This window comes from Herbiconiux sp. 320_LB (genome assembly GCF_059691755.1).
Map to the genome: position 1 here is coordinate 114,363 of NZ_JCAWAD010000001.1, position 26,685 is coordinate 141,047.

Below are 26,685 nucleotides of genomic sequence, written 5' to 3' on the forward strand. Positions count from 1 at the left end.
GCGAGATTTTTTCGCCCATACGACCTTACTACGCGCGGGAGTACGCCTCGGCAAGTCGGAGCAGAGTGCGCACGGTGGCCCCGGTGGGGCCCTTCACCGTGTAGCCGTAGCCGCCGTCCTTGTTCTGCGCGGCGCCGGCGATGTCCAGGTGCGCCCAGGGGATCGTGCGCCCCTCGGCGTTCTTCCCGACGAACTCCTGCAGGAAGACGCCCGCCACCAGCATCCCGCCCGCGGTGTTGCCCGGCTTGACGTTGGCGATGTCGGCGATGTCCGAGGCCAGCAGGGGCCGCAGCTCCGCCGGCAGCGGCATCGGCCAGAGGGTCTCGCCGGCCTCGCCGGCGGCCTCGATCACGCGACCGACCAGGTCCTCGTCGCCCATCGCCGCGACGTAGCGGTTGCCGAGGGCGACGACGGCGGCGCCGGTCAGGGTTGCGACGTCGATGATCGCGTCGGGGTTCTCCTCGCCCGCGGCGACGATGCCGTCGGCCATGACCAGGCGGCCCTCCGCATCCGTGTTCAGCACCTCGACCGTGCGACCGCCGCGGATCGTGAGCACGTCACCGGGCCGGATGGCGACGCCGGACGGCATGTTCTCGGCCAGGCAGAGCCACGCGGTGAGGTGGACCGGGAGCTCCAGCTCGGCGGCCGCGACGACGGTCGCGAGCACGGTGGCCGAGCCCGCCATGTCGTACTTCATGCCGATCATCGAGACCGGCGGCTTGAGCGAGAGTCCGCCGGTGTCGAAGGTGATGCCCTTGCCCACGAGGGCGATGTGCGAGGTGGCGCCGGCGGGCGAGTAGTCCACGCGCACCAGGCGCGGCAGGCGCTCCGATCCCTGGCCGACACCGACGATCCCGCCGAAGCCGTCGGCCTGCAGCGCCTCCATGTCCCAGACCTTCACGTCGAGACCGCGTTCGCGGCCCAGCTCGACGACCTGGTCGGCGTAGTTCTCGGGGTAGAGGTCGAGGGCGGGCACGTTGACGAGGTCGCGCACCAGCGAGACGGCGTCGACGGATGCACGGGCCCGGGCGAGCGCGGACGCCCCGACCTCGTCGCTCAGCCCGGTCACCACGGCGATCCGGCGGGCGCGGGGAGCCGCGTCCTCGGCGTCGGCTCCGGTCGCGACGTCGGCGTCGGCGTCGGCGTCGCTCGACCCGGCAACCTTCGTCCCGGTCCCGCGGTAGTCGGTGTAGTCGTACGAGCCGAGCCCGGCGCCCTCGATCACGGCCTCGAGCTCGGCGGCATCCGCGGGCTCGAAGGCGAGCACGGCGTCCGAGCCGGAGGGTGCCCGGCGGCCCGCGGTCCCGGCGGCGTAGCGCAGGTCGTCCACGGTGGGCTCGCCCGTGCCGAGACCGACCACGGCGACGCTCTGGGCGTCGACGCCGGCCGGCGCGGGCAGGCGCACGAAGTCGTCCTTCTTGCCGGCGAAGCCGATCGCCTCCAGCAGCGGCGCGATCGCGTCGCCTCCCGGACCACGCACGACGAGGCCGTCGTCGGTGCGGCCCGCGGCGAGCACCAGCACCTCCTGGTCGCTGATCGGGGCGTCGGAGGAACGGAGGGAGAGATCGGCCGTAGTCATTCCGCCATGCTAACGAGTTCGCCCGAACGCTCCCCGTTCGGCCTCCGGTCCGCGCCCTCTTCCCGGGCCGGCGAGCCGCTGCGACGCCCTATTCCCTGTTCCTGTTCGCTCTCGGCATGCGACTCGCCCGGTCTGGCGGGAGGGCCCCGGTTTAGAGTTGAGGCATGGACGATCCGAGCGGACTGTATGACGTCGTGGCTGACGCCGGCCTGGTGCCCGACGGCCTGAACCTCGTCGCAGCCCTCACCGGCTTCACGGATTCGGGCGGAGCGGTGTCGCAGCTGGGGGAGTACCTCCTCGACACCCTCGAGAGCACGATCGTGGCCGAGTTCGACGCCGACATCCTGCTCGACTACCGGGCCCGCCGCCCGATCATCACCTTCGATCAGGACCACATCAGCGAGTACCAGCCGCAGACCCTGCGCCTGCACCTGATGTCGGACGAGCTGGGCCAGCGCTTCCTCTTCCTGCACGGCTTCGAGCCCGACTTCCAGTGGGAGCGCTTCACCGCCGCCGTCATCGAGCTCGTCCAGCTCTTCCGGGTGAAGACGACGACCTGGGTGCACGCCATCCCCATGCCGGTCCCGCACACCCGTCCGATCCAGGTGACCGTGAGCGGCAACCGGATCGAGATCATCGACGCCCTGTCGGCCTGGCGGCCGAGCACGCAGGCGCCGGCCAACGCCCTCCACCTTGTCGAGTACCGGTTGCAGGAGCTGGGGCATCCGATCACCGGCTTCGTGCTGCTCGTGCCGCACTACCTGGCCGACACCGAGTACCCGGCGACAGCGCTCGTGGCCCTGGAGAGCATCAGCTCGGCCACCGGCCTGATCTTCCCGACCGACCGTCTCCGCGAGGAGGCCCGTGGCTTCGTCGCGAAGATCGACGAGCAGGTCGAGACCAACGCCGAACTCGGCCGATTGGTGCACACCCTCGAAGAGCGTCACGACGCCTACATGGAGGGAGCGGCGCTGCGTTCGCCGCTGACCGACGTCGACGGCGAGCTGCCCTCGGCCGACGAGATCGCCGACGAGCTCGAGCGTTTCCTCGCGGGCAACCGCCCCGGCGACGACTTCTCGGACGGCGACCGCCCCGCCTGATCGGGCACCCGCCCCGGCCCCTACCAGCCTGCACTGCCCCGCCCGCACCGGCCCGCCTGCACTCCGGCGTACCCTGGAGTGATATGAACTCCCGCCGCTCCTGGATCGTCTTCGCGGTCGGCGTGTTCGCCTACATGGCCTCGGTCCTGCAACGGTCGACCCTCGGCGTGGCCGGGGTGGATGCGGCGGAGCGCTTCCAGACGACGGCGGCCCTGCTCTCCGGCCTCGCGGTCGTGCAGCTGATCGTCTACGCGGCCCTGCAGATCCCGATCGGCCTCCTGATCGACCGCGTGGGCCCGAAACTGCTCATCTCCGGCGGCTCGGCGATCATGGTGGCCGGGCAGCTGGTCCTCGCCTTCGCCCCCGACATCCACGTCGCGATCCTCGGCCGCATCCTGGTCGGGGCGGGCGACGCCGCGGTCTTCATCTCGCTCATCCGCCTGATCAACTCGTGGTTCCAGGGCCGCACCGTCCCGATCCTGTCCCAGTGGACCGGCAACATCGGCGCGATCGGGCAGATCCTCTCGGCGCTGCCCTTCGCTGCCCTGCTGCACTCCGCGGGCTGGACCCCGGCGTTCAGCGCCGCGGCCTCGGTCTCATTCGTGGCCTTCGTGCTCGCGGTCGCCGTGCTGAGCAACCGGCCCGCCGGCGTGCCCGAGCCGCCCCGTGTCGCCTCGATCCGGGATGCGCTGCGAGGGCTGGGTCAGACCCTGCGGCGACCCGGCACCCAGCTGGGCTTCTGGTCGCACTACGTCACGCAGTCCTCCGGCACGGTGTTCTCCCTGTTCTGGGGCTTCCCCTTCCTGGTTTCGGCGATGGGCCTCAGCGAGCAGGTGGCCTCGCTCCTGCTCGTCGTCATCGTCGTGACCGGCCTGATCGCCGGACCGATCCTGGGCATCCTCACCGCCCGCTTCCCGCTGCGGCGGTCGAACCTGGTGCTCGGCATCACGGCGCTCCTCGGCGTGGTGTGGGCCGCGGTGCTGCTCTGGCCGGGCGTGCCGCCGTTCTGGTTGATCGTCGCGCTCGTGGTCACGATGGGCATCGGTGGGCCCGGCTCCCTGATCGGCTTCGACTTCGCCCGGTCGTTCAACCCGATCCGCGCGCTCGGCTCGGCGAACGGCATCGTGAACGTCGGCGGGTTCACCGCGAGCTTCGTGATGATGTTCCTGATCGGCGTGATCCTGGACGGGCTGTTCGACAGCGGCTGGAGCGCCTCGCTCTACGACCTCGCGGCCTTCCGGGTCGCCTTCTCCATCCAGTATCTGGTCATCGGCTTCGGTGTGGTGATGCTGCTGTTCGCCCGTCGGCGAACACGGCGGAAGCTCGAGGAGGACGAGGGAATATCCGTGGGGCCCATCTGGGTTGCACTCTTCAGAGCCGGGAGGAACCGGGCTCGGAGGCGTCGGGGGCGCGGCGCGAAGCGGCGTCCGGTCTGATGCATCCATGCAATAATTGACGAGAAGACCCGTTCCTGTGTATGGGAGCAGTCGAGTTCCCGGCTGCGAGATTCCCGCACTTGACATGGGTCTTAGTAATGTCCAAAAACATCTTCGTGCGCGGGAATCCTGCGGAGGATCGCGATCCCTCCGCTCCGGTGCATGGCATGAAAGGTGAACCAATGGCCACCCCCAAGTCCGCAGACACCCTCGAGAAGGCAACGGCGCCCGACGAGGTCGAGACGGCAGCCCCGGCCACCGCGAAGCGCGCGCCGGCCAAGAAGGCTCCCGCGAAGAAGGCCCCTGCCAAGACCACCGCCACCAAGGCGGCCCCCAAGCGTGCGACCAAGGCGAAGGCCAAGGCCGACGACGACGAGGAGATCGAAGCCGGCGACGAGGTCGAGGTCGACGAGGAGTCGACCGACGACGTCGTCGAGGTCGCCGACGAGGCCGCTGACACGGTCGACGGCGAGTCCGACTCCGACGAGGAGACCACCAAGGCCCCCGTCGCCGAGGAGGCGCTGCCCACCGGAGCCCTGGTGCTCTCGCTGGTCGACGACGAGGACGACGTCCCCGTCTACTCCACGACCATCACGGGTGCGACCGCCGACCCGGTGAAGGACTACCTGAAGCAGATCGGCAAGGTCGCGCTCCTGAACGCGGCCGAAGAGGTCGAGCTCGCGATGCGCATCGAGGCGGGGCTGTTCGCCGAGGACAAGCTGGCCAACAGCGAGAACCTCAGCCCGTCGGCCAAGCGCGAGCTGCAGTGGGTCGCGAAGGACGGGCAGCGGGCCAAGAGCCACCTGCTCGGCGCGAACCTCCGACTGGTCGTCTCGCTCGCCAAGCGCTACACCGGTCGCGGGATGCAGTTCCTCGACCTGATCCAGGAGGGCAACCTGGGCCTGATCCGTGCGGTCGAGAAGTTCGACTACACCAAGGGCTTCAAGTTCAGCACCTACGCCACCTGGTGGATCCGTCAGGCGATCACCCGGGCGATGGCCGACCAGGCCCGCACGATCCGCATCCCGGTCCACATGGTCGAGGTCATCAACAAGCTGGCCCGCGTGCAGCGCCAGATGCTGCAAGACCTGGGTCGCGAGCCCACGCCCGAGGAGCTGAGCCGCGAGCTGGACATGACGCCCGAGAAGGTCGTCGAGGTGCAGAAGTACGGTCGCGAGCCGATCTCCCTCCACACCCCGCTGGGTGAGGACGGCGACAGCGAGTTCGGCGACCTGATCGAAGACACCGAGGCCGTCGTCCCCGCGGACGCCGTCGGCTTCACGATGCTGCAGAAGCAGCTGGAGTCGCTGCTCGACTCGCTCTCCGAGCGCGAGGCCGGCGTCATCCGCATGCGCTTCGGCCTCGGCGACGGGATGCCGAAGACGCTCGACCAGATCGGCGACACCTTCGGGGTCACCCGTGAGCGCATCCGCCAGATCGAGTCGAAGACGATGGCGAAGCTGCGCCACCCGTCGCGATCGCAGTCGCTCCGCGACTACCTCGAGTAGGCCCGTGGGTCTGCGCTTGTCCACAGCCCGCACCACCGCCGCCGTCCTCGTCGGGCGCGGCGTCCGGGTCGCCGCCCGCCTCCGCGGCGGCGGCTCGGCCATCCCCGGCGCCATCGCCCTCAAGATCGACCCCGGGTTCCTGGAGCGCACGATCGCGCGCATCCCGGACGGAGTGGTCGCGGTCTCGGGCTCGAACGGCAAGTCGACGACGACCAACATGCTGGCCGCGATCATGCGCCGGCACGGCCTCAAGGTGTTCACGAACCCCTCCGGTGGCAACCTCCCGCAGGGCATCGCCTCGGCGCTGCTCTCCGAGGTCTCCACCGGCGGTCGCCTCGACTCGGACATCGCGATCCTCGAGGTCGACGAGGGCTACGGCACCAAGCTCGCCGAGCTGCTGAAGCCGCGCACCGTGCTGCTGCTGAACATCCAGATCGACCAGCTCAACCGCTACCACGAGCCCGACCGCGTGGCGGCGATGCTCGGCCGGGTCGCCGCATCCTCGACCGAGGGTCTCATCCTCAACCGGGAGGACAACTTCCTGGTCGACCTCGACACCCGCATCCCCTCCCGGGCCGATCGCGCGGTCTCGTTCTTCGGCGGGGTGCCCTCGCTCGTCGAGCCCGCCGGGCACGGCGTCGCCTCGGCCGACCGCTTCGGCGAGTCGGCGGCGGCACCGGGCTCCCGGCCCGCGACCGTCGAGGTCGTCGCGCTCGACGGGCCGCGGGCGACCCTCTCGATCGCGCTGCCGGGTCAGGATGAACGGACCGAGATCACAGTCAAGCTCCCCTCGCGCGGGCTGCACTACGCGCTCGACGCGGCAGGCGCGGCGGCGACCGCGCTCAGCGTGCTCGGCGACCGGTTCCGGCCCGAGCTCGTCACCCAGGCGCTCGACACCCTCGAGACGGTCTACGGCCGCGGCGAGCTGCTCGTCGTCGACGGCGAGCAGATCGAGATCATCATGATGAAGAACCCGGCGAGCCTCCAGTTGAACCTGGACTCGCTGGAGAGCGCCCCCGAGCAGGTCTTCCTGGCCGTCGACGAGGGAACTCCCGACCCGTCGTGGATCTACGACATCGACTTCTCGGCGCTCGACCACGTCGACGGCATCACGGGATCGAAGGCCTGGCAGTTCGCGGTGCGCTTCGGCTACCTCGGCATCCCGGTCGGCGAGGTCGACCTCGACGTGCGGCGGGCGCTGAAGGCGTTCCTTGCGCTGCCGAAGCCCGCGACCGGACACAAGGTGATGATCCTGAACTACGAGCAGATGATGGGCATCCGCAAGATCCTGGGCTTCAAGGAGCTCGAGGGCGGGGGAGCGGCGTGAACGCGAAGGCCCTGCAGATCCTCCACCTGTTCCCGCGCCTGCTCGGGCTGAACGGGGAGAGCGGGAACGTCGACATCCTGAAGCGTCGCGCCGAGTGGCGCGGGCTCCCGGTCGAGGTGACGACCTACGACGGCGGCGGCACCGCGGGCTTCGACGACGCCGACCTGGTGTTCATCGGCAGCGGGCCGGTCTCGGCCGAGCTGATCGCGCATCCGCTCGTCGTGGCGATCGCCGGCGACCTGCAGCGCCTCGCCGCCGACGGACGGCCCTTCCTCGCGATCGGCGCCGGGTTCCAGCTGCTCGGCCAGACCGTGACGCTCGAGAACGGCGAGGTGCTCGAGGGCGCGGCGGTGTTCCCGGTGACGACGAGGCACGGCGGAACCCGCGTGGTCGGCGACTTCGTCGTCGAATCCCCGCGGCTCGGGCCGGTCGTCGGTTTCGAGAACCGCGGCTCCTTCGTCGACGTCGGGCCGCACACGACGCTCGGCCGGGTCGTCTACGGCCGCGGCAACACCGAGACCCCCGGCGAGGAGGGCTTCTGGGAGGACAACCTGCTCGGCACCCACATGCACGGGCCGATCCTCGCCAACAACCCCGGTCTCGCCGACTCGCTGCTCGACACCGCGCGATCGCGCCGAGGGCTCGAGTACCGCGACGCCGCGCCGGAGGCCCTGCACATCATCGACGAGCGCGCCCGCCAGGCCCGCGGCACGATCGCCGCCGCTCCCCTCAGCGAGTAGCAAACAGTCAGCGCCTAGCGGAGAAGTAAGCGCCCAGCGGAGAAGTCAGCGCCCAGCGGAGAAGTCAGCGCCCAGCGGAGAAGCCAGGGCGTAGAGCAAAAGTCAGCGACTACCCCGACAAACGCAACGGGCCCTACCCGACGACCCAAGGTGAGCGCGTCGCCGTGGATCACGACCGAAGGCCGCGATCCACGACGGCACGCGAACATGTCGCCCGCGCCGCAGAGGCGGCGGCGCGGTAGAAGAACCGCAGAGGCGGCGGCGCGGCTAGATATCGATTCTCTCGCGCGACAGCTTGTCGGACCCCTGGATGATGAACTCCTTGCGCGGCGGCACCTCGTCGCCCATCAGCAGGTCGAAGACCCGCTCGGCGTTCGCCGCGTCGGCGACTCCCACCCGGCGCAGGGTGCGGTACCGCTTGTCCATGGTGGTGTTCGCCAGCTGGTCCGCATCCATCTCGCCCAGGCCCTTGTAGCGCTGGATCGGGTCCTGGTACTTGCGGTTCGACTTCTTCAGCGCCGCGAGCACGCCCTGCAGCTCGGCCTCGGAGTAGGTGTAGATCGTCTCGTTGGGCTTGGAGCCGGGGTTGATCGCGACGACCCGGTGCAGCGGCGGCACGGCGGCGTAGACCCGCCCGTCTTCGATCAACGGGCGCATGTACCGGAAGAACAGGGTCAGCAGCAGGGTGCGGATGTGGGCGCCGTCGACGTCGGCGTCGCTCATCAGGATGATCTTGCCGTAGCGGGCGGCCGAGAGGTCGAACGAGCGACCGGAGCCGGCGCCGATCACCTGGATGATCGACGCGCACTCGGCGTTGGAGAGCATGTCGGCGATCGACGCCTTCTGCACGTTGAGGATCTTGCCGCGGATCGGCAGCAGCGCCTGGGTCTCGCTGTTGCGCGCGAGCTTCGCGGTGCCGAGCGCCGAGTCGCCCTCGACGATGAACAGCTCGCTCGTGGCGACGTCGTTGCTGCGGCAGTCGACCAGCTTCGCGGGGAGGGATGAGGACTCCAGCGCGTTCTTGCGCCGCTGGGTCTCTTTGTGGGCCCTGGCCGAGATCCGTGACTTCATCTCGGCGACGACCTTGTCGAGCACCAGGGCCGACTGCGCCTTGTCGTCGCGCTTGGCGGAGGAGAACCGCTCGGCCAGACCCTTGGTCAGCACCTGGGAGACGATGTTCCGCACCGCGGGGGTGCCGAGCACCTCCTTCGTCTGGCCCTCGAACTGCGGTTCGGGCAGCCGCACGGTGAGCACGGCGCTGAGGCCGGCGAGCACGTCGTCCTTCTCCAGCTTGTCGTTGCCGACCTTCAGCCGACGGGCGTTGGCCTCGACGGTCTGCCGGAGGAACTTGAGCAGCCCCGCCTCGAAGCCGGCCTGGTGCGTGCCGCCCTTGGGCGTGGCGATGATGTTGACGAAGCTGCGCACCGCGGTGTCGTAGCCGATGCCCCAGCGCAGGGCGATGTCGACCGTGCACTCCCGGGTGAGCTCGGTCGGGATCATCGCGCCGCCGTCCGAGAGCACGGGGACGGTCTCCTTGAAGTGGCCCTCGCCGGTGATCCGCCAGATCTCGGTCAGCGGCGCATCCGGCGCCAGGTGGTCGACGAACTCCGAGATGCCGCCGTCGAAGCGGAACGACTCGGCGCGGGGCTCGTCGCCGCGCTCGTCGTCGATGGTGATGCCGAGCCCGGGTACGAGGAAGGCGGTCTGCCGGGCGCGCACCACGAGGTCGTCGGTCTGGAACTCGGCGCCCTTGGTGAAGATCTGGCGATCGGCCCAGTACCGCACCCGGGTTCCGGTCTTCGCCTTCGCGACCTTGCCGACCACGCGGAGCTCGCTGGTCTTCTCGAACGGCGTGAACGGTGCATCCGGGCTCGGCTCGCGCCCCTCGTCGTCGAAGATGCCGGGCTCGCCGCGGTGGAAGGACATCGCCCAGGTCTTGCCGTCGCGGTCGACCTCGACGTCGAGCCGCTCGGAGAGCGCGTTGACGACCGAGGCGCCCACGCCGTGCAGCCCGCCGGAGGCCGCGTACGACCCGGAGCCGAACTTGCCGCCGGCGTGCAGCTTGGTGAAGACGACCTCGACGCCGGACAGGCCCGTCTTGGGCTCGATGTCGACCGGGATTCCGCGGGCCGTGTCGCGCACCTCCACGCTGCCGTCGCCGCGGAGGATCACGTCGATCTGCGAGCCGTGCCCGCCGAGCGCCTCGTCGACCGCGTTGTCGATGATCTCCCAGAGGCAGTGCATCAGGCCGCGGGAGTCGGTGGAGCCGATGTACATGCCGGGCCGCTTGCGGACCGCCTCGAGGCCTTCGAGGACGGAGAGATGACGGGCGGAGTAGTCGGACGGTGCAGCCACCGGGTCTCCTTCGGGGTACGAATCACGAGGGCGGGCGGCCCCGATCTCCAAGGCTAACCGCCGGTGCGCGCCCGCCCGCGCACGACACCCGCCCGCCGGCGCCGGTACGCGCACAGCGAAACACAGGCGATTGGCGCATTGCACGCCGGGAACAGTGCTTTGATTGCTCTACAGCCAGTGCACGACGAGTCGCTAAGGAGCCCCAGATGCAGTCAGTTGCAACAGAAACCGGCGCTGTCTCCGACCTGGAGAACGCTTACCAGCTCACGGCGGCCGACCGTTGTGACAGCTGCGGCGCTCAGGCCTACATCCGCGTGGACATGCCGTCCGGTGCCGAACTCCTGTTCTGCGCCCACCACGGCCGCAAGTACCAGGAAAAGCTCTCCCAGGTTGCCACCGGGTGGCACGACGAGTCGGCCAAGCTGCTCGACAGCTGAACCGCCCCGCGCGCTTCCGATCCGCTGGCCGGTCGCCGGCACCGGCCGCTACCGGCGACCGGAACCGATCGAACCCACGACGCCGCCCAGAACCGTGCCCGACGCATCCCGTCGGGCTCCCACCTCGGGAAGGTTCCGGGCGGCGCCGTCGTTTCCGACGGCGAGTGCGGGCGCGGGCCCGGCCCAGGCCACGGTCAGCAGGTCTTCGCCCTTGAGGAAGCGGTGGGCCCGCACTCCGCCGGTGGCGCGACCCTTGGGCGGGAACTCGGTGAACTCCGAGACCTTGCCCGTCCCCGCATCCGTGCCCGGGAGGGTGGACGTCGAGCCCGCGATCGTCACGACGACCGAGTCGCCCTCGTCGGGCACCGAGCCGAACCAGATCACCTTCGCACCCGCGCCGAGGTTGATGCCGGCCATGCCGCCCGCGGCCGCCCCCTGCGGGCGCACGCTCGCCTGGAAGAAGCGCAGCAACTGCGCATCCGAGGTGATGAAGACCAGCTCGTCCTCCTCCGACCGCTGCGCGACACCGACGACCGCGTCGCCGGCCTTGAGCGCGATGATCTCGAAGTCGGGCTTGGCCGGGTAGTTGCCCGCCGCCACCCGTTTCACGATGCCCTGCTCGGTGCCGAGCGCGATCGGCACCGTGGAGGTCAGCGACACCAGCCCGACGATCTTCTCGCGGCGGGTGTCGATGCCGACGTAGTCGCCGACGCGCACGCCGGCGCCGAGCTGCACGGAGTTGACCGGCACCGACGGCAGATCCATCACCGGCATCCGGATGAGGCGGCCCGTGTCGGTCACCGCCCCCACCTCCGAGCGCCGGGTCGTCTCGACCTCGCTGCGGATCGCGTCGTGCTTGCTGCGGCGGACGGTCGCGGTCGGCCCGGTTCCGCTGCTGGTGCCGGCGGGGGAGCCCTCGACGTCCTCCGGCGACTCCTCGCGGTCGACCCGCACGACCCGGCCGGTCGTGCTGAGGTACACCGTGCAGGGCACGTCCGCGACCTCGAGCACCGGCTGGGCGCGCTTGGACCCGGTCGCGAGCGAGGGCCGGGCCTCGGTGAGCAGGGTGCGCCTCGGCGTGCCGTACTTCTCGGCGACCTCGTCGAGCTCGTCCGAGACGGTCTTGCGGATGAGCGCCGGGTCGGCCAGCAGCGCCTCCAGCTGCGCGATCTCCTCGCGCAGGCGGTCGCGCTCGGCCTCGAGCTCGATCCGTGAGAACCGGGTGAGCCGCCGCAGTCGCAGCTCGAGGATGTAGTCGGCCTGCAGCACGCTGAGCTCGAACACGTCGATCAGCCGGGTGCGCGCCTGATCCGTGTCGTCGCTCGTGCGGATGACCTGGATCACCTCGTCGATGTCGAGGATCGCGATCAGCAGTCCCTCGACCAGGTGCAGGCGCTCGCGCCGGCGCTCGAGGCGGAACCGGGTGCGGCGGGTGACGACGTCGATCCGGTGGTTGACGTAGACGACCAGGAGGTCGCGGAGCCCGAGGGTGAGCGGCCCGCCGTCGACAAGGGCGACGTTGTTGATGTTGAAGCTGTCCTCCAGCGGGGTCAGCTTGTAGAGCTGCTCGAGCACCGCCTCGGGGTTGAAGCCCGTCTTGATGCCGATCACCAGCCGCAGACCGTGCGAGCGGTCGGTCAGGTCGGTGACGTCGCTGATGCCCTGGATTTTCTTGGAGGCGACGCCGTCCTTGATCTTGGCGATCACCTTCTCCGGGCCCACGAGATAGGGCAGCTCGGTGACGACGAGACCGGTCTTGCGCGCAGTGAGGTTCTCGACCGAGACCTTGGCCCGGGTCTTGAAGGCGCCCCGGCCGCTCTCGTACGCGTCACGGATGCCGGCGAGCCCCACGATCGTGCCGCCGCCGGGCAGGTCAGGGCCCGGGATGAACGCCATCAGCTCGTCCAGCGTCGCATCCGGGTTCTCGATCAGGTGCCGGGCGCCGGCGACGACCTCGATCAGGTTGTGCGGGGCCATGTTCGTGGCCATGCCCACCGCGATGCCGCTCGCGCCGTTCACCAGCAGGTTCGGGATGGCCGAGGGCAGCACGTCGGGCTGCATCAGCTGGTTGTCGTAGTTCGGCACGAACTCGACGACGTCCTCGTCGAGCTGATCGACCATCAGCATCGCCACCGAGTCCAGCCGCGCCTCGGTGTACCGCGCGGCGGCGGGACCGTCGTCGGGGGAGCCGAAGTTGCCGTGGCCGTCGACGAGCGGGATGCGCATGGTCCAGGACTGCGCGAGCCGCACCAGCGCGTCGTAGATGGCGGTGTCGCCGTGCGGGTGGAGCTTGCCCATCACCTCGCCGACCACGCGGGCGCTCTTGACGTGCCCGCGGTCGGGCCGCAGGCCCATCTCGCTCATCATGTAGAGGATGCGCCGCTGGACCGGCTTCAGGCCGTCGCGGGCGTCGGGGAGGGCGCGCGAGTAGATGACCGAGTAGGCGTACTCGAGGAAGGAGTCCTGCATCTCGGTGGAGACGTCGACGTCGAGGATCTTCTCCGTGCTCGAACCGGAGTCGGTCGCCGTGGGCTCGTTCGTCGCTGGTGTCATACCTGGATTTCCGGGGGAGCGTCGCGCATCCTGACCCCGCGGGAGGCGGAGCGTGACGGGGGGTCGTGTGCCAGAATTGGCCGAATGTCAACCATGCTACCGACGCGAGCGGCCGACGAGCTGTCGCTGGCCGACGTGTTGCCGAGTTGCGCGCGGTCGCTCGCGGGCGAGACCAACCCCCTCGGGCTCCCGGCCGCCGACCGCGTGCTGGTGGTGCTGGTGGACGGGTTGGGCACCGCGGCGCTCCGAGCACGGGCGGGTCACGCGCGGGCGCTGACCGCCGACCTCACCAAGCGCAGCTCGCTCTCGAGCGGCTTCCCCACCACAACGGCCGCGGCGCTGGCGAGCCTGGCGACCGGGACCAGGCCCGGCGAACACGGCATCGTGGGCTACACCGCCCTGGTTCCCGAGGCGGGCGGGGTCGTCAACCAGCTCTCCGGGTGGTCGGACGCGATGCGGCCGGAGACCTGGCAACGCCGCAGCACGGTCTTCGAGCAGCTGCGGGAGACCGGGCTCCGTGCCACCACGATCGGCCCGGCGAAGTACGCCGACTCCGGGCTCACCCACGCCATCCTGCGCGGCGCCGACTACCTCGCGGCGGCCACGATCGCCGACCGCTTCGCCGCGGCCCGACGGCTCTTCGACGAGGGCGGCCGCGGCCTCGCCTACCTCTACATCCCCGAACTCGATCAGCTGGCCCACGCGCGCGGTTGGGAATCGGACCGGTGGCTCGCCACCCTGGAGCTCCTCGACGCCGACTACGCGAGGTTCACCGCGACCCTCCGTCGGGGAGAGGGCATGCTGCTCACCGCCGACCACGGGGTGGTCGACGTGCCGGCGAGCTCGCAGATCCTGTTCGGCGACGACCCGGCCCTGGTCGACGGGGTGGAGCACGTCGGGGGAGACCCGCGCTGCGTACAGCTCTACCTCGCTCCGGATGCGCCCGAGGCGGCGGCGGACCGGCTCGCGGAGGCGTGGCGGGAGAGGGAGGGCTCGCGCTCGTGGATCGCGACGCGCCGGGAGGCGATCGAGGCCGGCTGGTTCGGAGCGGTCGACCCCGAGGTGCTGCCGCGGATCGGCGACGTCATCGTCGCGGCCCGGAAGCTCGTCGCCTACTACGACGGGCGCGACGGCGACACGACCGGCCGCTCGATGATCGGGCAGCACGGCTCGCTCACCGCCGAGGAGACGCAGGTGCCGTTGCTGCGTGCCGGGGCGTACGCGCTGCGGTGAGTCCGGCGGTGCGGTGACGCCCGCCCTGTCCTGAATCCCGCGCTGCGGTGACTCCGGCACCGCGCCGAAGCAGGCCTCAGGCCGGGTCGTCCTCCGACCGCGCACCGAAGACGATCTCGTCCCAGCTCGGCATGGCCGCCCGCTGACGCTTCGGGGCCGGCTGCTTGGTCGGCTTCGGCCCGGTGGGCTCGGAGGAGAGGTCGGGGCCGAGACCGTCCAGCGGGGTGTCGAGCACCTCGACGATGTCGGTGAGCGAGGTCACCTCGGCGACGGCCCGCGGCCCGCCGAAGACGGGATGCTCGTCGGACTCCTCGTGTGCGGGCGGCTCGAACGCGGCCGACTCCCGCTCGCCCCGACGGCGGCGCAGGGCCTCCAGCAGGTCGGCGGTCTGGTTGTGGTCCGCGGTGTCCGAGTCGTCCGGGGCCCGCTTGGTGGCGTAGGCGTCGAAGGGGCGGGACTGCTCCCGGGCGGGCGCGGCCGACGGGAACGGCGTGGGCGCCACGACGGGGGCCGCGTCGGCGGGATCGACTGGGGTCTCACTCGGGTCGCGGCGGGCCGCGTCCGGTGCCGGCTTCTCGGCGGGCTTCTCGGCCGCACGCTCGAGAGCGCGCTCGAGCGGCGCGAAGGCCCCGCTGTCGAAGCGGGTGTCGCCGGTGTCACCAGGGGAGACGGCGCGCAGGCGCGGGATCAGGCCCTCGGTGAGCTCGCCGTGGCGAGAGAGCGTGGTGGCCTCGTTGTTGAGCGGCGTGAGCACGTGGCGCTTGGGGTCGAACTGCCAGCGGGCGTCGTGGTCGATCTCGCGGGAGACGAAGGTGAGCTTCACGGTCCAGCCGGTCTCGTCCTTCCAGCTCGCCCAGCGGATGTCCTTCGCGTCCAGACTCTCCAGTCGCTCCTCGAGCGCGTCGCCGAAGGTCGACAGCGGCTCCTCGCCGAGCGGGTCGGCGGGGCTGGTCGGCTGCACGGGCACCCGGAGGGCGGAGTCGACGATGAACTGGCGCTCGGCGACGACCGGGCCCTCGAAGCGCTCGACGTACTCCACGTCGGCGCCGGTGAGCTCGGCGACCTCGAAGGCCGAGAGCCCGGCCCGGATGTGGGTCTGGATCTCGCGCGGCGAGACCTTCTTTCCGCCCTGGGCGGACACGATGCCCTGGCGGAGTCGCGACTGGAGCAACTCGTCGATGACGATGCGGTACCGCTCGCCGCCGTCGTTGGAGACGATCAACGCCCCGTTCTCGACTCCGATTACCGTCAATTCCTGCATGGTGAAAGGCCTCCAGAGGTCACTTAGCGATGACAGGATCGCACGCGGGACCCCCGGGATCCGGGAATGTTCCGGGCGCGCCGCAAGTTGATGGCGGCATGAGTAATTCCTGCTCACGCAACGGTTTGCTATTCACGCCCGTTTGATGCAAACTAACGCCGCCGATTTGGTTAATGGGCTGTATTCAAGAAGTGGAATGGCATGGCGACTGATTACGACGCACCGCGCAAGACCGATGACGACTCGGATTCGATCGAAGCGCTGAAGGAGCGAGTGCCGGACAAGATGTCCGGTGTCGTTGACGTCGATGACGCTGACAACCCCGGGGGGTTCGAACTCCCCGGTGCCGACCTCTCCGACCTCGATCTGGATGTCGTCGTCCTGCCCCCGCAGGCCGACGAGTTCACCTGTGTGAGCTGCTTCCTGGTGAAGCACCGCTCGCAGATCGACCACGAGGAGAAGCTGGGTGCCATCTGCGTGGAGTGCGCCTCCTAGGAGCCGCTCGCGCGGTAGGACACCGCATCGATGAGATCGCCGGGACGCCGGGTCGACACCAGCCAGTAGGGTGTCGGATCCAGCGGATCGGCGATTCGCATTTTCACCACCGGATCGACCCAGCCCCGGATGCAGAGCCAGGCCCGCACATCCATCAACCGGCCGCGCTGGGCGGTCGCGTCGGCGCCGGTGAAGGATTCACAGCCGCCGATCAGCTCGAGGGGGATCGAGGCGCGCCCGACCCGGAGGGTGTCGCCGGTCACCTCGATCACCGGCGAGGTGAGCACCAGCACGAGCACGACGCCCGCGTAGAGCACCAGCCCCACGCCGAGGCCCACCGGCCAGCCCGTCCCGTCCCAGATCGGGGCGAAGACGATGATGCTCGCCGGCAGCACGAGGGCCGTGGCGAGGAACACCCAGGGCGACGGAGAGAGCCTCTCCCGATAGCGCGTCATGGCTCTATTCGATCATTCTTTCTGCACTACCCTCGACTCGTGACTTCTTCCATCGAGATCCTGATCACCGCCGAGGCCGCACCGGTCTACGCGCACCCGGGCGACGCGGGGGCCGACCTCCTCTCGACCGAGGCGCTGACGCTGGGGCCGGGGGAGCGCCGCCTGATCGGCACCGGGGTCTCGATCGCGCTGCCGGACGGCTACGTCGCCTTCGTGGTCCCGCGCAGCGGGCTGGCCGCCAAGCACGGCATCACGGTGGTGAACGCCCCGGGAACGGTCGACGCCGGGTACCGCGGCGAGATCAAGGTCGCCCTTCTGAATACCGACAGCACGGTGCCGTACGATATCGCCGTCGGCGACAGAATCGCGCAACTGATCGTGATGCCGGTGACACGAGCCGTGTTCGTGCCGGTCGAGACGCTCCCCGGGAGCGATCGGGGCGCAGGCGGTTTCGGCTCAACCGGATACTCGACGACGACGAACGGAAACCAGGCATGAGCAAGAAGAAGAGCGCCCCGAACGACGAGCCCGAGAACGAGAAGGCGGGCGAGGTCGTCGAGACCGGCACCGGCACAGACGGCAAGAGCACAGACGGCGCGGGCACCGACGCCGTGGTCGCGGCCGACACCGACTCCGACCTCGAGGTGAGCGAGGCGGATGCGGTCGCCCAGGCGCTGGCCGAGAACACCGACGGCCCCGACGACGCGAAGTCGGCTCCGGCCGATCGCGAGACCGAGGGCCCCTTCGACTCGACCGAGGCCAACCCGGCCCGCCCCTACGTCGACCTCGGCGGGCTCAAGATCCTCCCGCGCGAAGGACTCCACCTGCGGCTCGAGGTCGAGGAGGGCACCAACCGCGTCGTCGCGGTCGGGCTCGACTTCGCCGGCTCGACGCTCCAGGTGCAGGCCTTCGCCGCGCCCCGGTCGACCGGGCTGTGGCACGAGATCCGCGAGCAGATCGAAGACCAGATCCTGAAGCAGGGCGGGCAGAGCACCGCGCAGGTCGGCCCGTTCGGCCCCGAGCTGGTCGCGGGTGTGCCCGCGGTCGCCCCCGACGGCACCCAGGGGATGCGGATCGCCCGCTTCATCGGCGTCGACGGCCCGCGCTGGCTCCTCCGCGGCGTGATCGCCGGCGAGGCCATCCAGAACCCCGCCGCGAAGGCCGCCGTCGAAGAGCTCTTCCGCAGCGTCGTCGTGGTGCGCGGCAACGCTCCGATGCCGCCGCGCGACCTGATCCCGCTCAGCATCCCGAAGACCGCGGCGACCGGCGGCGCCACGCCCGCGACCTCCTGAGATGAGCGAGGAGCCGAAGCCCACCCCGTCGACCTTCTCGGAGGCGTTCGCCCAGGCGGCGCGGAATGCCGGGATCGGGCAGGTCGCGCCCGGTGAGACCCCGACCGGCGCCTCGCTGCTGCGGGCGATCGGCGGCGTCCGCGGGCTGATCGAGTCGATCCTGCCCGGGTTGGCGTTCCTTGTGATCTACACGATCACGAAAGACCTGCCCCTCGCCGTCACGGTGCCGATCGCGGTGTCGGTCGTCTTCGTCGTGATCCGGCTCGTGACCCGCAGCGCCGTCATGCCCGCGATCGCCGGACTGATCGGCGTCGGCGTCTCGGCGGGCCTGTCCCTGTTCACGGGCCGGGCCGAGGACAACTTCGTGATCGGCATCGGCATCAACGTGGCCTGCCTGCTGATCCTGGTGATCAGCCTGATCGCCCGCCGGCCGCTGATCGGGGTGATCGTGGGTCTCCTGAACGGCGACGGCGGCGCCTACCGCATCGATCGCGCGAAATCGCGGGTCGTGCTGGTCGCCACCTGGTGCTGGGTCGGCCTGTTCGCCGCCCGACTGATCGTCGAGCTGCCGCTCTACCTCGCCGGGGAGACCGAGATCCTCGGCTCGGTGAAGCTGATCATGGGCGTGCCGCTGTACGCGGCGCTGCTCTGGGTGACCTGGCTGCTGGTGCGCGCCGCGTACGCGAAGCCCGCCGGCCCCGTCCCGCCCGCCGGCCCCGTCCCGCCCGCGGGCCCCACCGAGACCCCCTAGCCGGCCACCCGCTCCCTCATGTCGATCGCCGCTCCAGGACTCAGCCACGCCGAGGTGGCCGACCGCGTCGCGCGCGGCCTCACGAACGTCAGCGACCGCTCGACCTCCCGCTCGGTCGGCAGCATCCTGCGCGAGAACGTCTTCACCTTCTTCAACGCCGTTCTCACGGTGTGCTTCGTCGCGGTGATCCTGCTCGGCGACCTCGGCGACGGGCTGTTCTTCGGCATCGTGGTGGTCAACTCGCTGATCGGCATCGTGCAGGAGCTCCGGGCCAAGGCGAGCCTCGAGCGGCTCGCGCTGCTGGCGGCACCGGAGACCGCGGTGCGACGCGGCGGCGAGGTCGCCGTCATCCCGCCGGAGCAGGTCGTGCTCGGCGACCTGATGCTGCTGCGGCCCGGCGACCAGGTCACGGCGGATGCGGAGCTGTCGGCCGTCGCCGACCTGCTGGTCGACGAATCGATGCTGACCGGTGAATCCGTGCCGATCGCGAAACGGCCGGGAGACGGTCTGCTCTCCGGCTCACTCGTCGTCTCCGGCACCGCGGAGGCCACCGTCACCGCGGTCGGCGCCGACTCCTACGCGAACACGCTGACCCGTGAGATCAAGAAGCACTCGCTCGTCTACAGCGAACTGCGGGCGGCGACCACGCGCATCCTCGTCTACCTCACCTGGCTCCTGCTGCCGGTGATCGCGATCGTGATCGTGGGGCGGGTGTTCACCTACGGCGCGCACCAGGGCCTGGACTCGATCGCCCTGGAGGACTGGCGGCATGCGGCGCTGGACACCGTCGCGAGCGTGGTGGGCATGATCCCGGAGGGGCTGGTGCTGCTCACCAGCCTGGCGTTCGGGGTCGCCGTGATCCAGCTCAGCCGGCAGAAGGTGCTGGTGCAGGAGCTCGCGGCCGTCGAGGTGCTCGCCCGGGTCGACGTGCTGTGCCTGGACAAGACGGGCACCCTCACCACCGGCGAGATCGGCTTCGAGCGGCTGGAGACGCTCGATCCCGCGATCCCGGATGCCCGGATCGACTCGGTACTGGGCCTGATCGCCCACGACGTGGCCGCGAATCAGACAGCGCTCGCGCTGCGCGCGCACTTCGTCGACGACGGCTCCTCGGTGCTCGAGCGGCTGCCGTTCAGCTCCCGCCGGGCCTTCAGTGCGATCACGGCGGAACTCGTCGACGAGCGCGGGCGCACCCGCGAGACCTGGCTGCTCGGCGCCCCCGAACGCCTTCTCGAAGCCGCTCCCGACGCGCTCGCCCGGGTCAACACGATCGCCGCCGACGGGCGACGGGCCCTGGTGATCGGGATCGGCGAGGGCATCGCCTCGGACTACGCCGACCGCGAGGCGCCCGGCGAGCGGTTCCGGCCGGCCGCGATCGTCGTGTTCCGCGAGTCGGTGCGACCGGATGCGCGGCCGACCCTGGACTACTTCGACGACCAGGGCGTCCGCGTCGTCGTGCTCTCCGGCGACAACCCGGTCACGGTCGGCGCGATCGCGGGGGAGCTGGGGCTCAGCCCCCGGGCGGTCGACGCCTCCTCCCTCGCCGACGACGCGGCGGTGACCGAGGCCCTGGGCACCGGGAGCGTGTTCGGCCGGGTGGCCCCCGAGCAGAAGCGCCGGGTGGTCCACACCCTCCAGGAGGAGGGCCGCACGGTGGCCATGACCGGCGACGGGGTCAACGACGCGATGGCGATCAAGGACGCCGATCTCGGCATCGCGATGGGCAACGCGACCCCGGCCACCCGGGCCGTGTCGCGCATCGTGCTGCTGGACAGCCGCTTCGACAGGCTCCCGACAGTGCTTTCCTACGCCCGCCGGGTGATCGCGAACGTCGAGCGGGTGTCGAACCTCTTCCTCACCAAGACCGTCTACGGGGTCATCCTGGCGCTGGTCAGCGCCGTGCTGCTCTGGAAGTTCCCGTTCCTGCCGCGCCAGATGACGTTGGTCTCCTCGCTCGCGATCGGCATCCCCTCGTTCTTCCTCGCCCTGGCGCCGAACCGCCGTCGTTACCAGCCCGGCGTGCTCAAGCGGGTGCTGAGCTTCTCGATCCCGACCGGGGTGATCGCCGCGGCCGCGGTGGTCGCGAGCTTCATCGTGCTGCGGGTGAACGTGCCCCTGGGCGAGGCGCGCAGCATGGTCACGGTGACGCTGTTCCTCGTCTCGCTCTGGGTGCTCTGCGTGCTCGCCCGCCCGCTCACGGGGTACCGGCTGGTCCTGGTCGGCTCGGTCACGGCGGCCTTCGTGCTCGCCTTCGTCGTCCCGCTCGCGCGCGACTTCTTCATCCTGGAGTTCTCCAGCCCGGTCGCGCTCCTCTACGCGATCGGAGTCGGGGTGCTCGGCGCCCTCGGCATCGAGGGCTGGTACCGGTTCGCCCGGCACCGCGGCCTGGTGTTCGACCGCGAGTGACGGTGCTATATTTATCTTGACGTCAAGATAAATCTATCGGGCGTGAACAGAGCTCGCGCGGCAGCCGACGCCCTCACCGGTTAGGTTGCCCTTGCTAGCCATCCACCCTTCTCGCGAACAAAGATTGTCGTGAGTCAGCGAAGGTGAGGTCGACGTGTCGGCAGTGAACAGTTTCGAATCCAAGGACACCCTCCAGGTCGGTGACACCGCCTACGAGGTCTACCGGATCGACAAGGTCCCGGGCTATGAGAAGCTCCCCTTCAGCCTCAAGGTGCTGCTGGAGAACCTCCTCCGCACGGAGGACGGCGCGAACATCACCGCCGACCACATCAAGGCCCTCGGGGGCTGGGTGCCCACCGCCGAGCCCGACACGGAGATCCAGTTCACGCCCGCGCGCGTCGTGATGCAGGACTTCACCGGCGTGCCCTGCATCGTCGACCTGGCCACCATGCGCGAGGCCGTCGGCGCCCTGGGCGGCGACCCCACCAAGATCAACCCGCTCGCGCCCGCCGAACTGGTCATCGACCACTCGGTGATCGCCGACCTGTTCGGCAGCGAGAACGCCCTCGAGCGCAACGTCGAGATCGAGTACGAGCGCAACGGCGAGCGGTACCAGTTCCTCCGCTGGGGCCAGACGGCGTTCGACGACTTCAAGGTCGTCCCGCCGGGAACCGGCATCGTGCACCAGGTCAACATCGAGTACCTGGCGCGCATCACCTACACCCGCGAGGTCGTCGACTCCTTCGGCAATAAGGTCCTCCGCGCGTACCCCGACACCTGCGTCGGCACCGACTCGCACACCACGATGGTCAACGGCCTCGGCGTGCTGGGCTGGGGCGTCGGCGGCATCGAGGCCGAGGCGGCCATGCTCGGCCAGCCCGTCTCGATGCTCATCCCGAAGGTCGTCGGCTTCAAGCTCAACGGCTCGATCCCGGCCGGCGTGACCGCGACCGACGTGGTGCTCACGATCACCGAGATGGTGCGCAAGCACGGCGTCGTCGGCAAGTTCGTCGAGTTCTACGGCGAGGGCGTCGGCCAGGTGCCCCTCGCCAACCGCGCCACCATCGGCAACATGAGCCCCGAGTTCGGCTCGACCGCCGCGATGTTCCCGATCGACGACGTGACCCTCGACTACCTGCGCCTCACCGGTCGCAGCGAGGAGCAGGTCGCGCTGGTCGAGGCCTACTCGAAGCTGCAGAAGCTCTGGCACGAACCCGAGCAGGAGCCGGTCTTCAGCGAGTACCTCGAGCTCGACCTCTCGACCGTCGTGCCCTCGATCTCCGGCCCGAAGCGGCCGCAGGACCGGGTGGAGCTGAGCGTGGCGAAGTCCACGTTCATCCGCGACCTGGAGAACTACGCCAACACCGACCACGACCTCTCGCGCGTCGACGCGTCGCTGGAGGGCACGTTCCCCGCCTCCGACCCGCTCGGCTTCACCGCGCAGGACGAGGATTCGGCGCACGAGCACTCGCACTCCCACGCGAGCCACACCAGCCACGCCCCCGGGGCGTACTCCAAGCCCACGAAGGTCACGACCGCGGCGGGCGACAAGTACACCCTCGACCACGGCGCCGTCGCGGTCGCGGCGATCACCTCGTGCACCAACACCTCGAACCCGAGCGTCATGCTCGCCGCCGGCCTCCTGGCCCGCAACGCGAACAAGCTCGGCCTCAAGGCCAAGCCGTGGGTCAAGACCACGCTCGCCCCGGGCTCGAAGGTCGTCACCGACTACTACGCCAAGGCGGGGCTCACCGACGACCTCGAGGCCCTCGGCTTCTACACGGTGGGCTACGGATGCACGGTGTGCATCGGCAACACCGGCCCGCTGATCGACGAGGTCAGCGCCGCCATCAACGACAACGACCTCGCGGTGACCGCGGTGCTCTCGGGCAACCGCAACTTCGAGGGCCGCATCTCGCCCGACGTCAAGATGAACTACCTCGCGAGCCCCCCGCTCGTGATCGCGTACGCCCTCGCCGGGTCGATGAACTTCGACTTCGAGGTCGACGCCCTGGGTCAGGACACCGAGGGCAACGACGTGTTCCTCCGCGACATCTGGCCCGACGCGGCCGAGGTGCAGTCCACGATCGACTCGTCGATCGACACCGACATGTTCACCCACGAGTACTCCAGCGTGTTCGAGGGCGATGAGCGCTGGCGTTCGCTGCCGACGCCCACCGGCCCCACCTTCGAGTGGGACGCGGAGTCGACCTACGTGCGGAAGCCCCCGTACTTCGACGGCATGACCATCGAGACCACTCCGGTGACGGACATCTCCGGCGCCCGCGTGCTGGCCAAGCTGGGCGACTCGGTCACCACCGACCACATCAGCCCCGCGGGCAACATCAAGGCCGACAGCCCCGCCGGCCGCTACCTCGACGAGCACGGCGTCGCCCGCAAGGACTACAACTCCTACGGCTCGCGCCGCGGCAACCACGAGGTGATGATCCGCGGCACCTTCGCGAACATCCGGTTGAAGAACCAGCTGCTCGAGGGCGTCGAGGGCGGCTACACCCGCGACTTCACCCGCGAGGGCGGCCCGCAGTCGTTCATCTACGACGCCAGCCAGAACTACCAGGCGGCCGGCACCCCGCTCGTCATCCTCGGCGGCAAGGAGTACGGCTCCGGTTCGTCGCGCGACTGGGCGGCGAAGGGCACCAGCCTCCTGGGCGTCAAGGCGGTCATCGTCGAGAGCTTCGAGCGCATCCACCGGTCGAACCTGATCGGCATGGGCGTCGTGCCGCTGCAGTTCCCGGCCGGCGAGAGCTGGGAGTCGCTCGGGCTCGACGGCACCGAGGTCATCTCGATCAGCGGCATCGAGCAGCTGAACGAGGGCGTGACCCCGAAGACGGTGCACGTCGTCGCGACGCCGAGCGAGTCCTCGGCCGCGGGCAAGCCGACCGTGGAGTTCGACGCCGTCGTGCGCATCGACACCCCCGGTGAGGCGGACTACTACCGCAACGGCGGCATCCTGCAGTACGTGCTGCGCAGCCTGGTCTAGAGAATCACCGAGGAAGCGGTGGGCGCGCGGCGACGCGGCCCACCGCTTCGTCGTCGAAAGGGGCGGTTCGGATGGTGCGGCGTAGACTGCGGATTCAGCCTCTCGTGGGAAGGTGGAACACATGAGTCTGCTCGAAGGGATCAACGGACCCCGTGACCTCGACGCCCTGTCGACGGAGGAGTTGGAGACGCTCGCGGGCGAGATCCGCGCCTTCCTGATCGCCGAGGTCTCGAAGACCGGTGGCCACCTCGGTCCGAACCTCGGTGTGGTCGAGACCACCATCGCCATCCACCGGGTGTTCGACTCGCCGCGCGACGCGATCGTCTTCGACACCGGCCACCAGTCGTACGTGCACAAGCTGCTGACCGGGCGCCAGGACTTCTCGCTGCTGCGGCAGAAGGGCGGCCTGGCCGGCTACCCGCAGCGCTCCGAGAGCCCGCACGATGTCGTGGAGTCCTCGCACGCCTCGAGCTCGCTGTCCTGGGCCGACGGGATCTCCCGGGCCTTCGAGATGACGGGGCAGGACGACCGGCACGTCGTCGCCGTCGTCGGCGACGGCGCCCTCACGGGCGGGATGACCTGGGAAGCGCTCAACAACATCAGCGACGACAACTCGCGCAACCTGGTGATCGTCGTCAACGACAACGGGCGCTCCTACGCTCCGACCATCGGCGGCATGGCCCGGTACCTCAACGGCGTCCGCACGGCGAGCAAGTACCAGAAGCTGCACCACTCCAGCCAGCGGTTCTTCGACCACCTCGGCGCCCCCGGGCGCGCGCTCTACCGCGGTGTGCGCGGGGGCCTCCACGGCTTCCTCAGCCGGATGACCAACAACGCGGCCCTCTACGCCAACCTCGACATCAAGTACGTGGGCCCGGTCGACGGGCACGACGTGCACGCCATGGTCGAGGCGCTCCGCCAGGCCAAGGAGTACGCCGCCCCGGTCATCGTGCACGCGATCACCGAGAAGGGCCGCGGCTACGAGCCGGCCCTGACCGACGTCGCCGACCAGTTCCACGCCGTCGGGCAGATCGACCCCGAGACGGGGGAGCCGCTCTCGGCGCCCTCGGGCAGCCCCTCCTGGACGGGCGTGTTCGCCGACGAGATGGTGCTCCAGGCCGAGCAGGACGAGACGATCGTCGGCATCACCGCGGCGATGCTGCGGCCCACCGGGCTGCACAAGTTCGCCGAGCGCTTCCCGACCCGGGTCTTCGACGTCGGCATCGCCGAGCAGCACGCGGTGACCTCCGCAGCCGGCCTCGCCTTCGGCGGCCTGCATCCCGTGGTCGCCCTCTACGCGACCTTCGTCAACCGCGCCTTCGACCAGGTGCTGATGGATGTCGGGCTCCACGAGGCCGGCGTCACCTTCGTGCTCGACCGGGCCGGCGTCACCGGGCCCGACGGGCCGAGCCACCACGGCATGTGGGATCTGGCGATCCTGCAGGTCGTTCCGCGCATCCGGTTGAGTGCGCCGCGGGATGCGGAGCGGCTCCGCGAGCTGCTCGCCGAGGCCGTCCGGGTCACCGACGCGCCCACGGTCATTCGCTTCCCGAAGGGCTCGGTCGGCCGGGAGCTGCCCGCGGTGCGCCGCACCGGCGACGGCGTCGACGTGCTGCGGGAGGACGATCGGGGCGACGTGCTGATCGTGGCCGTCGGCCCGATGGCCACGCTCGCGCTCGACGTGGCCGAGCTGCTCGACGCGCAGGGCATCGGCACCACCGTCGTCGACCCCCGCTGGGTCGTGCCGGTCGCCTGGAGCATCATCGAGCTCTCGGATGCGCACCGCCTGGTCGTCACGATCGAGGACGGCGTGCGGGTCGGCGGGATCGGCACGCGCATCCGTCAGGACCTGCGCGAGGCCGGGGTCGACACCGCGGTGACCGAGCTCGGTCTGCCGGACGAGTTCCTCGAGCACGCCACCCGTGAGGAGATCTTCGACCGCGTCGGCCTCACGCCCTCGCAGATCGCCGAAGACCTGATCGCCCAGGTGCGCGGCAACAAGATCCCGATCGCACGCCCGGTCGACTCCCGCCCCAACGCCGGCGTCACCCCGCGCGAAGCCACCCCCGGCACCGACACCGACACCGGGTCCACCCCCCTCCACCACGCGAGCCGGTAGCCCCACAGGCCGCAGGCCTCACGCCACGCGCAAGCGTGAGGCAGCCCGATCATGCCTTGCGGTAGGTCGTCGTCACCGCACCGCTCGGGTGCACGTGGGTGTCATGCGCCGTCAGGGGCGCGCCCGTTCTCCTGACCGGCAGCAGGGGCGTGCCGGCTCCGAGCAGGACCGGCATGGTGGTGAGGATGATCTCGTCCAGCAGCCCGACGTCGGCCACCTGCGCGGCCACGTCACCGCCCCCGACGATCCAGATGTTCCGCCCACCGGCCGCCTCGACCCACTGTGCATGCAGCTCGGTGACCGGCGCCTCGGCCAGGCGGATGTCGCCTCCTTCGATCACCGGCAGCACACGACTCGTGAGCACCCACGCGACCTGATCCGGATAGCCCCACTCAGACCCCTCTGCGAGCACGAACTCGTAGGTCCGCGCCCCCATCACCACCACGCCGACCTCGGAGAGGAACGCCTCGTAGTCGGCCCCAAACTCCTCGAAGCCGAACTGGAGCAGCCAGTCGAGCCCACCGTCTCGATCGGCGATGAACCCGTCGAGTGAGGCGGCCACGTAGTACTGCGTCCTGGTGCTCTGCTGATCCGTCATGCCCACATCGTAGAAGCGGCCACCGACGGTGGGGTCGGT

At 70.1% G+C, this 26,685-nt stretch carries 20 protein-coding genes; 14 read left to right on the top strand and 6 right to left on the bottom strand.

Translation table 11 applies throughout. The annotated features are described in order from the left end of the window. Positions 1 to 28: 28 nt before the first annotated feature. Entirely contained in the window at positions 29 to 1,579 is a 1,551-nt protein-coding gene (locus AC59HU_RS00530; RefSeq protein ID WP_497221364.1) for a leucyl aminopeptidase, read from the bottom strand. A gap of 164 nt (positions 1,580 to 1,743) precedes the next feature. Here AC59HU_RS00530 and AC59HU_RS00535 point away from each other — a divergent pair, with 164 nt between their 5' ends. The 5 genes from AC59HU_RS00535 (at position 1,744) to AC59HU_RS00555 (ending at position 7,690) form a co-directional block, all read left to right on the top strand. Further along, entirely contained in the window at positions 1,744 to 2,679 is a 936-nt protein-coding gene (locus AC59HU_RS00535; RefSeq protein WP_497221365.1) for a proteasome assembly chaperone family protein, read from the top strand. 83 nt (positions 2,680 to 2,762) lie between these two features. After that, positions 2,763 to 4,115 carry an MFS transporter gene (locus tag AC59HU_RS00540; protein WP_497221366.1) on the top strand — a complete coding sequence of 451 codons (1,353 nt, stop codon included), beginning with the start codon at positions 2,763 to 2,765 and terminating at the stop codon, positions 4,113 to 4,115. 182 nt (positions 4,116 to 4,297) lie between these two features. Next, a complete protein-coding gene (locus AC59HU_RS00545) occupies positions 4,298 to 5,623 on the top strand; it encodes an RNA polymerase sigma factor (protein WP_497221367.1) in 1,326 nt (441 codons plus the stop codon). Positions 5,624 to 5,627: 4 nt separating this feature from the next. Beyond that, on the top strand, positions 5,628 to 6,950 hold the full coding sequence (locus tag AC59HU_RS00550; RefSeq protein WP_497221368.1) for a MurT ligase domain-containing protein: 1,323 nt from the start codon (positions 5,628 to 5,630) through the stop codon (positions 6,948 to 6,950). Beyond that, positions 6,947 to 7,690 (top strand): type 1 glutamine amidotransferase, encoded by a 744-nt coding sequence (locus AC59HU_RS00555; protein ID WP_497221369.1) that lies wholly within the window; start codon positions 6,947 to 6,949, stop codon positions 7,688 to 7,690. The genes AC59HU_RS00550 and AC59HU_RS00555 overlap by 4 nt, the downstream gene beginning before the upstream one ends. A gap of 267 nt (positions 7,691 to 7,957) precedes the next feature. Here the strand turns inward: AC59HU_RS00555 and AC59HU_RS00560 are convergent, their stop codons facing one another. Further along, complete coding sequence (locus tag AC59HU_RS00560; protein WP_497221370.1) at positions 7,958 to 10,045, bottom strand: DNA gyrase/topoisomerase IV subunit B; 2,088 nt, start codon at positions 10,043 to 10,045, stop codon at positions 7,958 to 7,960. A gap of 206 nt (positions 10,046 to 10,251) precedes the next feature. Between AC59HU_RS00560 and AC59HU_RS00565 the strand changes: the two genes are divergently transcribed. After that, complete coding sequence (locus AC59HU_RS00565) at positions 10,252 to 10,482, top strand: DUF7455 domain-containing protein (RefSeq protein ID WP_497221371.1); 231 nt, start codon at positions 10,252 to 10,254, stop codon at positions 10,480 to 10,482. 48 nt (positions 10,483 to 10,530) lie between these two features. On the opposite strand, the gene AC59HU_RS00570 is transcribed toward AC59HU_RS00565, so the two are convergent. Then, positions 10,531 to 13,035 (bottom strand): DNA gyrase/topoisomerase IV subunit A, encoded by a 2,505-nt coding sequence (locus tag AC59HU_RS00570; RefSeq protein ID WP_497221372.1) that lies wholly within the window; start codon positions 13,033 to 13,035, stop codon positions 10,531 to 10,533. Between the two features lie 84 nt (positions 13,036 to 13,119). Here AC59HU_RS00570 and AC59HU_RS00575 point away from each other — a divergent pair, with 84 nt between their 5' ends. Further along, a complete protein-coding gene (locus tag AC59HU_RS00575) occupies positions 13,120 to 14,268 on the top strand; it encodes an alkaline phosphatase family protein (RefSeq protein WP_497221373.1) in 1,149 nt (382 codons plus the stop codon). Between the two features lie 76 nt (positions 14,269 to 14,344). Here AC59HU_RS00575 and sepH read toward each other — a convergent pair whose 3' ends face one another. Then, positions 14,345 to 15,529, bottom strand: a complete 1,185-nt coding sequence (gene sepH, locus AC59HU_RS00580; RefSeq protein ID WP_497221374.1) for a septation protein SepH — start codon at positions 15,527 to 15,529, stop codon at positions 14,345 to 14,347. 201 nt (positions 15,530 to 15,730) lie between these two features. On the opposite strand from sepH, the gene AC59HU_RS00585 reads away from it, so the two are divergent. Further along, a complete protein-coding gene (locus AC59HU_RS00585; RefSeq protein ID WP_066038695.1) occupies positions 15,731 to 16,024 on the top strand; it encodes a DUF4193 domain-containing protein in 294 nt (97 codons plus the stop codon). On the opposite strand, the gene AC59HU_RS00590 is transcribed toward AC59HU_RS00585, so the two are convergent. Beyond that, the gene (locus tag AC59HU_RS00590) at positions 16,021 to 16,479 is read right to left on the bottom strand and encodes a DUF3093 domain-containing protein (protein WP_497221375.1); all 459 of its coding nucleotides are present in this window, start codon (positions 16,477 to 16,479) and stop codon (positions 16,021 to 16,023) included. The genes AC59HU_RS00585 and AC59HU_RS00590 overlap by 4 nt on opposite strands. A gap of 39 nt (positions 16,480 to 16,518) precedes the next feature. Here AC59HU_RS00590 and dut point away from each other — a divergent pair, with 39 nt between their 5' ends. From dut to dxs, 6 genes are all read left to right on the top strand, one after another. Continuing rightward, on the top strand, positions 16,519 to 16,977 hold the full coding sequence (dut, locus tag AC59HU_RS00595) for a dUTP diphosphatase (RefSeq protein WP_497221376.1): 459 nt from the start codon (positions 16,519 to 16,521) through the stop codon (positions 16,975 to 16,977). A 176-nt stretch (positions 16,978 to 17,153) separates the two neighbouring features. Next, positions 17,154 to 17,771 carry a DUF3710 domain-containing protein gene (locus AC59HU_RS00600; RefSeq protein WP_497222060.1) on the top strand — a complete coding sequence of 206 codons (618 nt, stop codon included), beginning with the start codon at positions 17,154 to 17,156 and terminating at the stop codon, positions 17,769 to 17,771. A 1-nt stretch (position 17,772) separates the two neighbouring features. After that, entirely contained in the window at positions 17,773 to 18,522 is a 750-nt protein-coding gene (locus AC59HU_RS00605; protein WP_497221377.1) for a DUF3159 domain-containing protein, read from the top strand. 18 nt (positions 18,523 to 18,540) lie between these two features. Then, on the top strand, positions 18,541 to 20,928 hold the full coding sequence (locus AC59HU_RS00610) for an HAD-IC family P-type ATPase (protein ID WP_497221378.1): 2,388 nt from the start codon (positions 18,541 to 18,543) through the stop codon (positions 20,926 to 20,928). 154 nt (positions 20,929 to 21,082) lie between these two features. Beyond that, positions 21,083 to 23,929, top strand: coding sequence for an aconitate hydratase (locus AC59HU_RS00615; protein ID WP_497221379.1), 2,847 nt, complete (start codon positions 21,083 to 21,085; stop codon positions 23,927 to 23,929). Between the two features lie 121 nt (positions 23,930 to 24,050). Next, complete coding sequence (gene dxs / locus AC59HU_RS00620; RefSeq protein WP_497221380.1) at positions 24,051 to 26,048, top strand: 1-deoxy-D-xylulose-5-phosphate synthase; 1,998 nt, start codon at positions 24,051 to 24,053, stop codon at positions 26,046 to 26,048. Positions 26,049 to 26,097: 49 nt separating this feature from the next. Here the strand turns inward: dxs and AC59HU_RS00625 are convergent, their stop codons facing one another. Then, positions 26,098 to 26,646, bottom strand: coding sequence for a dihydrofolate reductase family protein (locus tag AC59HU_RS00625; protein ID WP_497221381.1), 549 nt, complete (start codon positions 26,644 to 26,646; stop codon positions 26,098 to 26,100). Positions 26,647 to 26,685 lie beyond the last annotated feature (39 nt).